14 protein-coding genes are annotated in these 14,521 nt (G+C 67.2%); 8 read left to right on the forward strand and 6 right to left on the reverse strand.

The genetic code is table 11. The features are described 5' to 3' along the window. Positions 1-12 precede the first annotated feature (12 nt). Genes BMW87_RS20375 through BMW87_RS20385 form a run of 3 tightly spaced genes read right to left on the reverse strand, consistent with a single transcriptional unit; the run spans position 13 to position 2,759 of the window. On the reverse strand, positions 13-876 hold the full coding sequence (locus tag BMW87_RS20375) for a creatininase family protein (RefSeq protein ID WP_093059840.1): 864 nt from the start codon (positions 874-876) through the stop codon (positions 13-15). Between the two features lie 24 nt (positions 877-900). Then, positions 901-2,175: an amidohydrolase family protein gene (locus BMW87_RS20380; RefSeq protein WP_093078310.1), complete on the reverse strand. Its 1,275-nt coding sequence runs from the start codon at positions 2,173-2,175 to the stop codon at positions 901-903. Continuing rightward, positions 2,172-2,759, reverse strand: coding sequence for an NAD(P)H-dependent oxidoreductase (locus BMW87_RS20385; RefSeq protein WP_093059844.1), 588 nt, complete (start codon positions 2,757-2,759; stop codon positions 2,172-2,174). Before BMW87_RS20385 ends, BMW87_RS20380 begins: the two co-directional genes overlap by 4 nt. 328 nt (positions 2,760-3,087) lie before the next feature. Here BMW87_RS20385 and BMW87_RS20390 point away from each other — a divergent pair, with 328 nt between their 5' ends. From BMW87_RS20390 to BMW87_RS20415, 6 genes are all read left to right on the forward strand, one after another. Then, a complete protein-coding gene (locus tag BMW87_RS20390) occupies positions 3,088-3,594 on the forward strand; it encodes a Csu type fimbrial protein (RefSeq protein ID WP_093059846.1) in 507 nt (168 codons plus the stop codon). A gap of 19 nt (positions 3,595-3,613) precedes the next feature. Continuing rightward, positions 3,614-4,342 (forward strand): fimbrial biogenesis chaperone, encoded by a 729-nt coding sequence (locus BMW87_RS20395; RefSeq protein WP_093078494.1) that lies wholly within the window; start codon positions 3,614-3,616, stop codon positions 4,340-4,342. Between the two features lie 34 nt (positions 4,343-4,376). Further along, positions 4,377-6,704 (forward strand): fimbria/pilus outer membrane usher protein, encoded by a 2,328-nt coding sequence (locus BMW87_RS20400; protein ID WP_093078311.1) that lies wholly within the window; start codon positions 4,377-4,379, stop codon positions 6,702-6,704. Continuing rightward, positions 6,701-7,720: a Csu type fimbrial protein gene (locus BMW87_RS20405; RefSeq protein ID WP_093078313.1), complete on the forward strand. Its 1,020-nt coding sequence runs from the start codon at positions 6,701-6,703 to the stop codon at positions 7,718-7,720. The genes BMW87_RS20400 and BMW87_RS20405 overlap by 4 nt, the downstream gene beginning before the upstream one ends. A gap of 163 nt (positions 7,721-7,883) precedes the next feature. Beyond that, on the forward strand, positions 7,884-8,357 hold the full coding sequence (locus BMW87_RS20410) for a hypothetical protein (protein ID WP_093078314.1): 474 nt from the start codon (positions 7,884-7,886) through the stop codon (positions 8,355-8,357). Positions 8,358-8,510: 153 nt separating this feature from the next. Continuing rightward, positions 8,511-8,825: a hypothetical protein gene (locus tag BMW87_RS20415; RefSeq protein WP_093078316.1), complete on the forward strand. Its 315-nt coding sequence runs from the start codon at positions 8,511-8,513 to the stop codon at positions 8,823-8,825. Between the two features lie 26 nt (positions 8,826-8,851). Here BMW87_RS20415 and BMW87_RS20420 read toward each other — a convergent pair whose 3' ends face one another. Both BMW87_RS20420 and BMW87_RS20425 read right to left on the reverse strand, forming a co-directional pair. Next, a complete protein-coding gene (locus tag BMW87_RS20420; protein WP_093078317.1) occupies positions 8,852-10,456 on the reverse strand; it encodes a carboxypeptidase regulatory-like domain-containing protein in 1,605 nt (534 codons plus the stop codon). A gap of 155 nt (positions 10,457-10,611) precedes the next feature. After that, positions 10,612-11,289, reverse strand: a complete 678-nt coding sequence (locus tag BMW87_RS20425) for a TetR/AcrR family transcriptional regulator (RefSeq protein WP_176929073.1) — start codon at positions 11,287-11,289, stop codon at positions 10,612-10,614. Positions 11,290-11,467: 178 nt separating this feature from the next. On the opposite strand from BMW87_RS20425, the gene BMW87_RS20430 reads away from it, so the two are divergent. Continuing rightward, positions 11,468-12,538, forward strand: a complete 1,071-nt coding sequence (locus tag BMW87_RS20430; protein ID WP_093059858.1) for an asparaginase — start codon at positions 11,468-11,470, stop codon at positions 12,536-12,538. Positions 12,539-12,607: 69 nt separating this feature from the next. On the opposite strand, the gene BMW87_RS20435 is transcribed toward BMW87_RS20430, so the two are convergent. Continuing rightward, positions 12,608-13,423: a phosphatase PAP2 family protein gene (locus BMW87_RS20435; RefSeq protein WP_093078319.1), complete on the reverse strand. Its 816-nt coding sequence runs from the start codon at positions 13,421-13,423 to the stop codon at positions 12,608-12,610. 172 nt (positions 13,424-13,595) lie between these two features. Here BMW87_RS20435 and glyQ point away from each other — a divergent pair, with 172 nt between their 5' ends. Beyond that, the gene (gene glyQ / locus BMW87_RS20440; protein ID WP_093059862.1) at positions 13,596-14,519 is read left to right on the forward strand and encodes a glycine--tRNA ligase subunit alpha; all 924 of its coding nucleotides are present in this window, start codon (positions 13,596-13,598) and stop codon (positions 14,517-14,519) included. Positions 14,520-14,521 lie beyond the last annotated feature (2 nt).

Consider the following 14,521-nt stretch of genomic DNA (forward strand, 5'->3'; position numbering starts at 1 on the left):
CTCAGGCCCACCTCAGGCCGGTTGGAAGCTCTGCTGGATGAAGCCCTGCTGATGGCCGCGCTCCCAGGTGGCTTCTTCGCGCACGACCCAGCGCAGCGCGTACAGCTCGGTCAGCGCCTGCACCCAGCTGTCGGAGAGCGTGTCGAGAATGGCTTCGCCCTGCTCGCGCGTGGCCGTGGTCGGGTCGCCGATCACGCCGCTGGGGCCGAAGTCGCGCGCGGTCCATGCGCAGGCCGGGCGGCCGTCGGCCGACAGCAGCTTGATCGGGAAGGGCGGCGGAAAGTTGGCGACTGCGCGCTCCATGTGCACCGTGTCGGGCGCGAGCGCGAGCATCAGCGCGGTTTCGGAATGGCCGGCGTGCATCGCGAGCTTTTTCTCCTGCTCGCTCACCTGTTTGCTGGCAGCGCTTGGCAGTCGTGACACGCCGTGCGGCACGATCACGAAGTCACCGTGGCGCAGGCGCAGTTCGCGCGCTGCCATTTCCAGCACCTGCGGCTGGCCGCCGTGGCCGTTGGCGAACAGCAGCTTGCGAAAGCCCGAGCGGTACACCGATTCGCCGATCTCGATCACCGTCGACAGCAGTGTGGTGCCCGTGAGCGTCATGGTGCCGGGGAAGTGCAGGTGCTCTTCCGACTTGCCATAAGTGATGGTCGGCAGCGCGAAGGCGCGCACCTCGGCGGGCAGCTTCTCCAGTGCCTTGCCCATCACGCCCGAGCAGATCACGCTGTCGACCGAGCACGGCAGGTGCGGCCCGTGCTGCTCGATGGCACCGCAGGGCAGCACGATGACGGTGTTCTCGCGGTCGGGCAGCGCGGCGATTTCAGTCCAGCTCAGATAGGGCAGGAAGCGGTGGGGCGGGATGTAGCCGTGGAGCATGGGGAATCCTTGTGCGTTCGTTCGTTACCGGGGAAGGAAGGGCGTCGCGTCGCCGTGCGTCACGCGGCCATCGCGCAGCACCACGCGGGTGGCGGTGCGCGAGGGCCAGCCATGGCGGTCGGCCTGCGTGAACAGCACCAGGTCGGCGGCGCGGCCCACCAGCGTGGGCGTGGCGGGCGCTGGTGCGCGCTGTAGCCAGTCGCGGCGGCACAGCGCCTGCGACCAGGTGTCGAAGGGCTCGTCGAGCTGTGCCACCAGCGCGGCCGTGCCCAGCGCCTCCACGGGGTCGAAGCTGCCAAGCCGGCAGAAAGGGTCTTGCACGTTGTCGCTGGCAAACAGCAGCGGAATGCCGCGCTCGCGTGCTTCCTTCACCAGCGTGATGCCGCGCTGGCGTGGCGTGCGGCCGGTGACGGCGTCCTGCAGCAGCAGATTGGTGGCGGGCAGCGAGACGACCGTGATCGGCGCACGCGCCACCGCATCGAGCGTGGCGAAGGCCTGCGCCTCGGGCTGGGCAGCGAGAGCGCAGATGTGTCCGCAGACCACGCGGCCTTCGTAGCCGATCTCGCGCAGGATGCGCGCCGTGGTCTGCAGGCCGACCGCCGAGGCGTTGAGTTCTTCGTCGACATGCAGATCGATGTCGAGATCGCAGGCCTGCGCCGACACCAGCAGGTTGCGCAGCGCGTTCTCGCTCCAGTTGGTGGAGTGAACGAAGCCGCCGAGCAACGCATGCGGCCCTGTGGCCTTCACCTGCTTTGCGAGGCGCATCGCCTGCGCCGCGTCTTCGAACAGCGCCAGCTTGATGAGGCTCACCTGTTCGAGCCGCACCCTGCCGGCCCATTCCTGCGCCAGTTCGGCCATCACGGGCCAGGCCATCGGCACCGAGTCGGGCTCCCACCAGTCGACGTGCGTGCGCACGTGGGTGGTGCCGCACTCCCAGGCCCACTGCAGGCCGCGCGCGGCGCGCTCGCGCACGTCGTCGGGCGTCCAGTGCACGCGGTCGCTCAGCATCGCGTCGATGGCGCCGAGCAGGCCGGGCTGCACCTGTTTCATGCGCGGCAGGGTGAAGGCCTTGTCGAGGTGGGTGTGGGCGTCGACGAAGCCGGGCAGGGCCAGTGTGCCGGCAAGGTTCCAGGCTGACGGTGACGACGGCGCTGCGGACGTGACGGGCTGCACCGATTGCACGCGGCCGGCTTCGATCGCAATGCGCGCCAGCATGGGAACGCCGTCGCGCTGCGGCCAGCCCGTGGGCAGCAGCCAGCGCGGCAGCCGCACGTTGTCGAGGAGCGAGGACGCGTTCATGCGAAACGCGCCATGGCTTGCCCCACGCGCGCCATGAAGCGCTTGAGCTGGGGCTCGGTCGCGATGTTCATGTGGTAGTGGGCGTGGTAGTCCACCTTCGCGCGCTGCCCGGTCAGCCGCTTCATGTATCGCGTGACGATCTTTCGCGGCGGATCGCCCATGTAGATCGCCATCCAGCGCGGCCGGCCGTAGGTAACGACGGCGCTGATGCGCTTGATGTGCGTGAGCATCGGCTTCACGTTCGCCGGGTCGCTGATGTCGAAGGCCACGCCCGGCATGAAGAGCCGGTCGAAGTAGCCCTTGAGCATCGCCGGCAGGCCGAAGCACCAGGTCGGAAAGCAGAAAACGATGCCCTCGGCCCATTGCAGCCGCTCCACATAGGGCTTCAGCGGCAGCTGGTTGGCCGGCACGTCGTGGTAGCCCAGCCGCTCCTCTCGCGACAGCACCGGGTTGAAGCCCTCGGCGTAAAGGTCGCAGTCGTCCACCTCGTGCCCGGCGGCGCGCAGGTTCTTCAGCACCTCCTGGTGCAGGGCGGCGTGGAAACTGGTTTCAACCGGATGGCAGTAGACGACGAGCACGCGCATGGTGTGTTTGACCGCTTAATCAGAGCAAGTGGTCAGGTTATGCAAGCGACGTGCCAGTGCGGGTGCACCGGTTTGGTTCTACGTGGCGATCAGGCGACGTTAGGTCGAAAGGCCGCCTCCGAGGTCGGTCGGATTCCGTAACAAAAGTCACGGAAGTCTGCAAAAACACAACGAGAAGAGCGAAGGCCCCACGCTTTACGTAACACTTGCACACCCATTCTTCTAATTGTTAACTAAAATTCACACTTCCAAGGTTGTGAACTTTGGACTTCATTTTCCGTTCGATTCACCAAGAGCTCCGTCTTACTTACACCTGTAGGCATTCCTCATGAAAAAACCTTCCCTCATCGTTGCAGCCGTCCTTGCCGCCATGGCCACCAGCGCGGCGGTAGCCGCAACGGCCACCTCCACGTTCCAGGTCCTCATCACCGTGACCAAGGCCTGTTCGGTCACGGCAGGTGCGGCATCGAACATCGATTTCGGCTCGGTCGCTTCCACCGCCACCGCCCTGTCCGCCAGCAACAACATCAGCGTGACCTGCTCCAAGTCGACGCCCTACAACATCGGCCTGCTGCCCTCGAACAACAACACCACCGGCGCCGGCGTGATGAGCCCCGTCGTGGCGGGCCCTGACACCATCGCCTACCAACTGCGCTCGGTGAGCGCCACCGGTCCGATCTGGGGCAACACCGCCACGCCCGTCGCGGTCGGCAATGGCGTGGCCGGCACCGGCACCGGCGCGGCTCAGTCGATCCCCGTGTGGGCCACGGTCGCGAGCGTCAACGTGACGCCCGGCGCCTACCTCGACACCGTGACCGTCCAGGTCAACTACTGATCGATTGCCTGGATTGCCCGTGCACCGCTTGCTTCGCTACACCTTTGCCCTCGCGTTTGCCCTGGCTCACGCGGTCGCTTCGGCGAGCGGGCTGCAGGTTTCTCCGGTCACGCTGACGCTTCAGGCCACGCAGAACGCCGATGGTCTCTGGCTCAGCAATACCGGGGACGACGTGGTGCACGCCCAGGTGCGGGTCTATCAGTGGTCGCAGGAGAACGGAGCCGAAAAGCTGACACCCTCGCGCGAACTCCTCGTGAGCCCGCCGATGGTGCAGCTGGCCCCGTCCGAGCGGCAGCTGATCCGCGTCATCCGCACCGGGGTTCCCGCCGGCGCGGTTGAGAACTCGTACCGGGTCATCATCGATGAGCTGCCCGTCGAGATGAAGGAAAAGAAGGGCCTGCAGCTCGTGCTGCGCTATTCGGTGCCCATCTTCATCGCAGCCGCCGGCGCGCAGCCGGCCGCGCCCCAGCTCAGTTGGTCGCTGCGCCGCGAAGGCAGCCAGGCGGTGCTCGAAGTCGCCAACGGCGGCGGGATGCACGCCCAGCTTGCCGATCTGGATTTTGTCGATTTCGCCGGCAAGCGCACCGCGGTACACGGCGGCCTGATGGGCTACGTGCTGCCGGGCGCGAGCATGCGCTGGCCCTTGAAGACACCCGCGGAGGCCTTTGCTTCAGGCGGCGTCCTGGAAACGAAGATCAATGGCAACGCGACGCAGGAAAAAATTCCGCCGCTTCAACGCGTCCGCTGAACGCCTGCTGCCACTGCTGCTTCTTTCCGGTCTGATGCCCTTGGCCGCTCAGGCGGAGGGCGCCGCAGCCGGCTCCGGCTCATGGCTGGTCGCATCCGCAGCGGAGGGCGAACTCACAGGCCAGGGCGGCAGCGACCTCTATCTGGAACTGAGCCTCAACGGCAATCCCCAGGGCCTGGTGCATTTCGGCCTGCGCGGCCAGGAGCTCTGGGCCAGCGCCAGCACGCTGCGGCAACTGGGCTTCGTTCTGCCCGCGGGCGTTTCCGACCCCGTAAGGCTCAAGAGCCTTCCTGGTGTGAAAGTCACGTACGACGCCGCAAGCCAGAGCGTTGCAATCAATGCCTCCGCCGATGTGCTGCGCCTGCCCACGACCGTGGTCAACACATCGACGGTTGTCTCGCCGAAGGCCAGCGCCTCGCCCGGCTTGCTGCTCAACTACGACCTGTATGGCACGCAGGGCCGGGGCAACAACTCCAGCCTCAACGCGCTCGCCGAAGTGCGCGCGTTCAGCGGAAGCAGCGTGTTCAGCAGCACGATGATGTCGCGCGCGTCCCGCGTCGACAACGAAGACTGGACGCACGAGTCGGTCCGGCTCGACTCCACCTGGAGCCAGTCGTTCCCAGACGACATGCTGACACTCCGCGTGGGCGACACCACCACCGCATCGCTGCCGTGGTCGCGCTCCACCCGGATCGGCGGCATCCAGCTTTCGCGCAATTTTTCGCTGCAACCCTATCGCACCACCACTCCCCTGCCGGCGTTCCTGGGGGCGGCCGCGCTGCCCTCGCAGGTGGAGCTCTATATCAACGGCCTGCGCCAATACACGGGCCAGGTCCCGGCGGGGCCCTTCCAGCTCAACACAGTTCCGAGCATCAACGGCGCGGGCAACGCCCAGGTGGTTCTTACCGATGCCTTCGGCCGTGCCACGACGCTCGATTTCTCGCTGTACGACACGCAACGGCTGCTGCAGGAGGGCCTGTCCGACTGGTCCGTCGACCTGGGCATGGTGCGCAAGAACTACGGCCTGCGCTCGTCCGACTACGGCAGCGATCCCGCCGCCACCGGCACCTGGCGCTATGGCGTGAGCAACGGCTTCACGCTGGAGGCGCACGGCGAGGCCACCAAAGGGCTGGTCAAGGGTGGCGTTGGCGGCGCCTGGCTGCTCGGCCAAAGCGGCGTACTTGCCGGTGCTGTGGCACAGAGCAGCTACCAAGGAGAGCGAGGCTCGCTGCTCAACCTGGGCTACAGCTGGCGCGACAACCAATTCAATTTCGCAGTCGAGGGCACTCGCACACGCGGGGAATACCGCGATGTCGCATCTCTCTACGGCAGCCCGCCGCCGCGCGGCTCGGGCCGGGCGTCGATCGGCTACACCACGAAGGACTTCGGCAGTTTCGGCCTAAGCTACCTCTACCTGCGCTATCCGGCGCAGGAGGCGACGCGCATGGCGAGCGTCTACTGGTTCAGGGCGATCGGAAAAAGTGCTTCGATGAACGTGAGCCTCAACCAGAACCTGGACAACCGCCGGGAGCGCAGCCTTTTCGTCGGCTTTACCTGGGCGCTGGACGGCAATGTCACGGCCAGCGCCGGCATCCAGCGCGACCACGGCCAGACCGTCTACACCGCCGATGCGCAGAGCTCCATGCCGGGCGACGGCGGCATCGGCTGGCGCGCCGGCCTGCGCCAGGGCGGCGGCCAGAACGGCGGACAGGCCGAGATCGACTACCTGGGCCGCTACGGCCGCGCCATGGCCGGCATCAGCGTGCTCGGCGACAACCGTTACGCCTACGCCGGCGCCACCGGTTCGATCGCGTTCATGGGCGGCCAGCCCTTCGCGGCCCGGCGCATCGACGATGCCTTTGCGGTGGTCTCCACCGACGGCATTGCCGGCGTGCCCGTGAGGCTGGAGAACCGGGACATCGGCACCACGGACGACAAGGGCATGCTGCTGGTGGCGCCGCTGCGGTCCTACCAGAGCAACCAGCTGTCGATCGATCCGATGCAGTTGCCCGCCGACGTGAAGATCGAGCGCGTGAAAACGGTCGCCACGCCGAGCGACCGCTCCGGCACGATGGTGCGATTCGGCATCACGCCGGTCAGCGCGGCCGCGCTGCTGCTGGTGGACGAGGCGGGCAAGCCCCTGCCGCTGGGGAGCCGCGTGCGCGCCAATGGGCAGGATGGCGAGCCGGCGCTGGTCGGCTTCGATGGCGCGGTGTATCTCGAATCGCTCCAGGCCCACAACACGCTCGATGTGCAGACGCCCGGCGGCGCCTGCCGGACCAGCTTCGACTATCGCAAGGACGGCGTGGCAATCCCGCAGATCGGGCCGCTGCGCTGCGCCAGGGAGGCCAAGACGCCATGAGTCTTCTGACCAGTACTTTGCGCGCCCTGCGCCTGCCTCTGTTCTGCGCACTGCTGTGGCTGCTGTCGGCGGGCAGCGCGCAGGCGTCAATCAATTGCACCGCGACGATGACGGCCGTGGCTTTCGGCACGGTCGACCTGGTCGCCGGCGGCACGCCCACGCCCGCCACCGCCACGCTGAGCTACACCTGCACCAAGACCGGCAACACCAACACTACCGAGTACGCGAGGGTCTGCTTCAACATCGGCGATGGCAACGAAGGTCTCACGAACTTCAATCCGCGCGTCATGAAGAGCGGCGCGGGCGACTCCTTGAAGTTCCAGCTCTACCAGGGGACGACCAGCACGATCTGGGGCTCGAGCGGCAACGCCGCGGTGCCGAACCCGTACACCATCAACATCGCCATTCCTGCCCGGTCCACCACCTCCTCGGGAAGCACCACGATGCGAGGGGAGCTGATTGCCCTGCAGACCACCGTGCCTCCGGGCGCGTACCAGGACAACTTCGCCGGAATCCATACCTCGATCACGCTGACGTCGAGCACGAACGCCCCGCCGACGACATGCGGCACGGCGGTGGCGGACCAGTTCGCCTTCATCGTCAGCGCGACCATCGCCAAGAGCTGCCTGGTCACGGCCGATCCGCTGAACTTCGGCTCCGTCGCGGGCCTCCCGGGCGGGGCCAACATCGACCAGACCAGCACCATCAACGTCACCTGCACGACGCCCACGGCCTACACGGTCGCGCTGACGCCATCCAACAACGCGACCACCGGTGCAGGGGCGATGACGCCGACCGGAGGCGTGCCCGGCAACACCGACACGGTGGCCTACCGGCTCTACAGCAATGCCGCCCGCACGAGTCCCTGGGGCGGCGTCACGGGAACCAACACCGTCGCGGGCACGGGCACCGGCCAGGTCCAGGCGCTGACTTTGTATGGCCGCGTTCTGGGCGCCAGCGTCAACGTGCGGCCGGACAGCTACCTTGACGTCGTGACGGTCGGCGTGACCTACTGAGCTGCACCGGCGGCTGTGCCGACACGGAAAAGCCTGCTGGCAAATTGCAGGCAATGCGCGAAGAATAGCGCCCGGACTGCCTTCATTTTCCCGAGACTCTGCCGATAAACCGGGTTGGGCATCGATGCGATGCCTCCCATCCAGGTTGCGAGGAGGAGTTCCCATGTCCGGAAACAGGCGCTTTGCAAGGGCGGCTGCGCTGCAATCACCGCGAACGGTGCCACCGCTGGCCGCCGTCGGCGTGCTGCTGCTCCTGCTGCCACTGCCGCTGCAGCTCAGTTCCGCGGAGCCGACGCGCGGCACGAACAGCGCCACGGGCTGGTTCAACCTGACGATGGTCGTTCTTCCGACCTTCAAGGTGCTCGAGGTCACGCCCGTGAAGGGCGGGCATGAGTACCGCGTCTGGACCAACATGGCGTCGGTGCTCATCAAGGGGCGCGAATACCGGTTCGACAAGGTCGGAGAAGTAACGTTCATGGTGGCTGGCACCGATGCCGATGGCCGCGACAGCCTCGGCTCCGCCTGGCGCGGCGCGATCGGTGCGATGGCGTCGACCACGGGCGGCGCTGCGCCGCAGGCCGCAGCCGCTCCGGCCGGCGACGGCAGCAACGCGACGCGGGTGACGGTGACTTATTAGGGGCCTTGCCCTGGATGTCGCCTTCTGGGTCCGGAAGGACCGCTGAGAAAAAAGCCGCCTGAGCCCTGCACTTCTTCCCGTTTCCGCCGATATCCGGAGGTCGGGCGCCGATGCAGCGCCCGAAGCTCATGTTCTTCGGACGGATCGGGCCTTATGACGGGAAATTGGCTTCAATCGGCGCGCTGTGCGCTGGCCGCGTCGTTGCTGCTCGCGCCGATGCTGTGCGTGGCGGAGAGCGGCTTCGGCAGCAATTCCGCGACGGCGCGGGTGCGCATCACAGTAGTCGTGCTGCCGGTGTTCCGCGTGCTGCAAGTCACGCCGACCGCCGAGGGGTATGACTACCGCGTCTGGACCAACATGAAGTCGATCGTGCTCGGCGGGCACGAGTACCGCTTTGCGCGCGTCGGCGAGAACACGCTGCGCGTGCCTACAGCGCCGGGCGACACCTGGGTCGTGCACGGGCTGTAGGACGGGCGCGTGCTCGCGCCGTCGCGTCAGTTGCAATACTGCGCGTTGCCGCTCGTATCGAGCGACACCGGCGGATCGGCCAGGAACTGCTGCACTGGAACGATCGACGCATTGCAGGCTTCATCCGTACGCACGTCGAAGACATGCCAGTAGTCCGTGCTGCTGCTTTCACCGGCGGGCGGCGAAAACACCGTCTGCGCACCCCGGTTGCTCACCTCGACCCGCGCAGGAGAGCCGGTCTGTCCCGGATCGAAGGTGCCGGAGAAGTTGCGGATGTAGAAGCGGTAGGTGCGGTTTTTGGCCAGCTTGGCGAAGGTCGTCACTTCGGGGCCGAAGCTGTCGACGTCGTCCACGTCGAGCGCGATGAAAGGCGCGGCCGCGAGGCTGCCCTTGTCGCTGTAGTAAACGTGTTCGTCGGCGTTGGCGCCCAGCGTGTGCGAGTCGAGGTCGCGCGGGCGCTCGCCCCAGGTCAGCTTGATCGACAGCGCGGAGCGCGTGAGTTCGAGGCAACTGCCCAGCGGCACGTCCTCGTCCGCGACGTTCACCGTCGGCGCATTGGAGATCTCGCTGGCGGTGGTGGCGACCACGAAGGCCGAACTGGTGCGCTTCACGGCCACCGAGAACTCGCCGTTCGCATTGGTCAGCGCAGTTGCCTGGCCGGTGTACGACTTGCCTTCGGAAGCCACCAGTGCGCCTGCGACTCGCGCACCCGTCGCATCCTGCACGCAGCCATTGATTCGCACGGTGTTGTAGATCTGGTCCGCGTTCCAGGTGGTGAAGTGCGTCACCGTGCCTTCGTAGTACTGGTTGGGCGCGGTGCCTTGCAGCGTGGCCGAGCCTTCCTGCACCCACAGCCCCGTGGCCGTGTTGTAGAAGAACAGCGGCACCGACGGCGGCAGCGTGCCGGCGCGCGAGGACGGGGCGATGCGCACCGTCGCGCTGGTGCCCGCGGCCAGGTTCAGCGGCGTGCCGTCGGCATCCGTGAAGCTGGCGTCGAGCGCGCCGAAGCTCTCCATCGGCGCGCTGCCGCCGTCCGTGGCGGCGAGGTAGTTGCCGGGCATCACGTTGACGTCGCTGGCCGGCGCGATAGGCGTCACCCGTGCGGTCACCAGTCCGCCAGGCGCGCTGCCGTCGGGGCGGCGAAGCGAGTTGGCGCTCAGGCGGACCATCGCGGTCGAGCCCGGAACGACAACGTCGTGCGCCGATTGCCCGTCGAAGGTCTCGGTCACCGCCACGGGCAGCATCGGCACGTTGACGACCGTCGATGCGCCCGAGCCGCTCAGCGCGGCCGTGGCCCGGCTCTGCGGCACCATGCCGGCCTTCGAGAAGCTCAGCAGCACCGACGCATTCGGCGGAATCTCGGCGAGCGAATAGCTGCCGTCGTCGCCTGTGACGGCGGAGACGCCGGCGGCCGCGACCGTGACCTGCGCGACGCCCTGGCCGTCGAGTGCATTCGTCACGCGGCCGCTGACCTTCGCGTTGGTCTGCTGCTGCGGCGGTGGTGGAGGCGGTGGCGGTGCGTTCTGGTCGGGTGGGGGCAGGGTGACGAAGCCCGCGCCTCCGTCGCTTCCGCCGCAGGCCACCAGTGCCACTGCTGCCGCAAGCGCGGCAAAAAACATCCTCGTTTTCATGATCCCTCTCTCCTTTGTGTTCGTGATTCGCCGCAACCGGACAACCCGGGCAACGAGCGTGCGAAGGTAGGCGCGCAGGCGCGGCGTCGCCAGTGCCGAAAGTCACCGCGTCGCAGGAGTAAGAAGAAAGGATTGGCCCGGACAGGGCCGCTTGCTCAGGCCTTGATGCCGCAGCCGTTGAGCACGAAGGCTACGAGCTCGCGCGCGATCGGTTCGCGATCGATGGGCGCGTCGGGCGGCAGGCCGAGCATCACGCGCGTCTGGATCGCGTAGTCGGCATAGCTCTGGGTCATGGCCCAGATGTGCATCAGCAGGATGCGCGCGTCGAGCGGGCGCATCAGCCCGCGCGCGATCCAGCCGTTGATGATGTCCACCTTCTTCTGCGTCCAGGCCCGTGCGTTGGGCCAGTAGCGGTCGAGGTTGCGGCCGCCGTCGAGGATCTCGCGCGTGAAGATGCGCGACATCTCGGGGCTGTCGATGGCGTGGTCGAGCTTCTTGCGGATGTAGTCGCCGAGCACCGTGGCAGGGTCGTTCGCGTCCTCGAACGAGAACACCACCTTCCACGCATGCAGCACCTGCATCAGCAGCTCCTCGTAGAGCTCTTCCTTGCCGGCGATGTAGTAATGAAGCTGGGGCTTGGTGAGGCCCGCGCGCGCCGCGATGGCCTGGGTCGAGGTGCCCTTCAGGCCGTGCAGGCTGAACTCGGCGACCGCCGCGGTGCGGATCGCCGCCATGATGCGTTCGCGCCCGGGCCGCGCGCGCGACAGCGGGCCGTCGGGGGCGGGCATTTCCTGGGCGGTCGAGACGGGGAGGGCGGCGGGATCGGCGTTCATGATGGCGGTGGGCGGCAGGGCGCGCGGTCGATGGTAATACCTCGCCCTTGTCCGGGTCGTCCTTGGCCCTCGTGCATGACCGCATGCCATGCCGGCATGGGCAGGCAGGGCATGCGGGCACGGTTCATGTATCTTCCTCGCCGCCCCGAAAAATTCCACCTCAACACAGGAGTTCTCCATGTACCTCTCCCCCCGTTTCCGTGCCTTCGCGGCCGGCGCCGCTTTGCTGGCTGCCAGCGCGCTCGCGCAGGCGCAGCAGGCACTGCCCAACGTGGTGATCCTCGCCACTGGCGGCACCATCGCCGGGGCCGGTGCCTCGGCCGTCAACAGCGCCACGTACGCGGCCGCCAAGGTCGGCGTCGAGAAGCTGATCGCAGGCCTGCCGGAGCTCTCCAAGGTGGCCAACGTGCGCGGCGAACAGGTGTTCCAGGTCGCATCGGAAAGCCTGACCAACGACAACCTGCTGACGCTGGCCAAGCGCGTATCGGCACTGTCGAAGCAAGCGGACGTGGACGGCATCGTCATCACCCACGGCACCGACACGCTTGAAGAAACCGCCTACTTCCTGACCCTGACCGTGCACACCAACAAGCCGATCGTCGTGGTCGGCTCGATGCGTCCGGGCACTGCGCTGTCGGCCGACGGCGCGCTCAACCTGTACGACGCCGTGAACGTGGCGGGCAGCAAGGACGCGATGGGCAAGGGCGTGCTGGTGACGATGAACGACAACATCGACAGCGGCCGCGACGTGAGCAAGAACGTCAACATCAAGACCAATGCGTTCTCCAGCCAGTGGGGCCCGCTGGGCATGATCGTCGAGGGCAAGAACTACTGGTTCCGCGCACCGGTCAAGCGCCACACCATGAACTCGGAATTCGACATCGACAGCATCACCGCGCTGCCGCCGGTCGAGATCGCGATGGGCTACGAGGGCGTGTCGTCGGTGGCCATCGACGCCATTGCCAAGAGCGGCGCCAAGGCGCTGATCCACGGCGGCACGGGCAATGGCTCGGTGGCCGACCGCATCGTTCCGAACCTGCAGAAGGCGCGCTCCGACGGCGTGATCGTGATTCGCAGCGCGCGCGTGCCCGACGGCTTCGTCATTCGCAACGCCGAGCAGCCCGACGACAAGTACGACTGGGTGGTTGCGCACGACCTGCGCCCGCAGAAGGCGCGCATCCTGGCCATGGTTGCCCTGACCAAGACCAACAACACCAAGGAACTGCAGCGCATCTTCTGGGAGTACTGATCTCCCCTCGGGTGCATTCGGCACCCTTCCCGGATCGGGCCGCAGCGGTGCAAGCCGCTGCGGCCTTTTTCATGGGCGTGTGCCGCGATGGTGCCGTGCGTACTCGATGCTCGCGATGCAGATCGCCAGCCAGGCACCGCCCGAGCACAGCCCCGCGAGCACATCGCTAGGAAAGTGCGCCCGCACGAAGATGCGGCTGCAGGCCACGGTGACGACCACCGCCGTTGCTGCCATCACCGACGGCACCCGCCAGCGCGGCGGCAGCATGCGCAGCCCCAAGTAGCCCAGCATGCCGTAGAGCACCATCGAGCCCGAGCTGTGGCCGCTCGGAAAGGAATAGCCCGACACCTGCGCGAAGCCGAAGCCGTGCACCGGCCGGGCGCGCTCGAAGATGAGCTTGAGCACGTGGTTCAGCACCCCGTTGCCGGCGATGGCCGCGACCCAGCCAGCCGCGAAACCGCGGTGCCCGCGAAGCCACAGCGCCACCGCCACGCCGGCGCACAGCAGCACTGCGACGATCGGGTCGGCCATGTGGGTGAGCCATGAGAACGCCTCCCTCACGACCGGCGGCGTGTGCGCGCCCACGGCACGGCTGATCGTCTCGTCCAGCAGGCCCATGGGCCGACCGTCGCCGAGGCCTTCCGCCACTTCGGCGAACAGCCAGGCCAGCGCGACCACCGACGCAGCACCGATGGCCAGTCCGCCGAACAGCAGTCCGGCGCCCGGCTCGGGCTGCGCCGCATGCCGGCGCCGCAGGTGCTCGAAGCCCCAGGCCGCGAGGCCGGCGGCCGCGGTCAGCGCGACGAGAAGAATCAGGAATCCGGGCCAGGCCTGGGCGCCGAGGCGCTCTCCCAGGGCGATCAATGCGGCATCTTCAACGGGCATGGGCGAGGCGGGCGGACGGCAGGGGCAGGCGAATCACGGCGTGTCGGCAGGAGTTCCAAAAGGGGAGGCCGAGCATAGCGGCCCGTTCCTGACCGCCCGCTGCCTCGTAAAATAGCCGGTTCGTTGCGCCGCGGGTTCTTCTCCCACCGGGCGGCCGCCTTCACGCAGAGCCATGCTGACCTTCCAACAAATCATTCTCAAACTGCAGTCGTACTGGGCCGACAAGGGCTGCGCGCTGCTGCAACCGTACGACATGGAAGTGGGCGCGGGCACCTCGCACACCGCCACCTTCCTGCGCGCGCTCGGCCCCGAACCCTGGAAAGCCGCCTACGTGCAGCCCAGCCGCCGGCCCAAGGACGGCCGCTACGGCGAGAACCCCAATCGTGGCCAGCACTACTACCAGTACCAGGTGGTGCTCAAGCCGGCGCCCTCGAACATCCTCGAGCTCTACCTCGGCAGCCTCGAGGCCCTGGGCTTCGACCTGAAGAAGAACGACATCCGCTTCGTGGAAGATGACTGGGAGAACCCCACGCTCGGCGCCTGGGGCCTGGGCTGGGAGGTCTGGCTCAACGGCATGGAAGTGACCCAGTTCACCTACTTCCAGCAGGTCGGCGGCCTCGATTGCAAGCCGATCACCGGCGAAATCACCTACGGTCTCGAGCGGCTGGCCATGTATCTGCAGGGCGTGGAAAACATGTACGACCTGGTGTGGACCGAAGGCCACGGTGGCAACAAGCTCACCTATGGCGACGTGTTCAAGCAGAACGAAGTCGAACAGTCGGCCTACAACTTCGAGCACAGCGACGCCGAGTTCCTGTTCACCGCCTTCAACGCGCACGAAAAGCAGGCCAAGCACCTCATGACCGAGCAGCTCGCGCTGCCGGCCTACGAGCAGGTGCTGAAGGCCGCGCACAGCTTCAACCTGCTGGACGCGCGCGGCGCAATCAGCGTGACCGAGCGCGCGGCCTACATCGGCCGCATCCGCAATCTCGCGCGCAGCGTGGCGCAGAGCTACTACGACAGCCGCGAGCGCCTGGGCTTCCCGATGGCGCCGCGCGAATGGGTCGCGCAGATCCCCCCGAAGAAGGCCGCCTGAGC

It is taken from the genome of Variovorax sp. OV084 (assembly GCF_900111625.1).
Lineage (GTDB): Bacteria > Pseudomonadota > Gammaproteobacteria > Burkholderiales > Burkholderiaceae_C > Variovorax.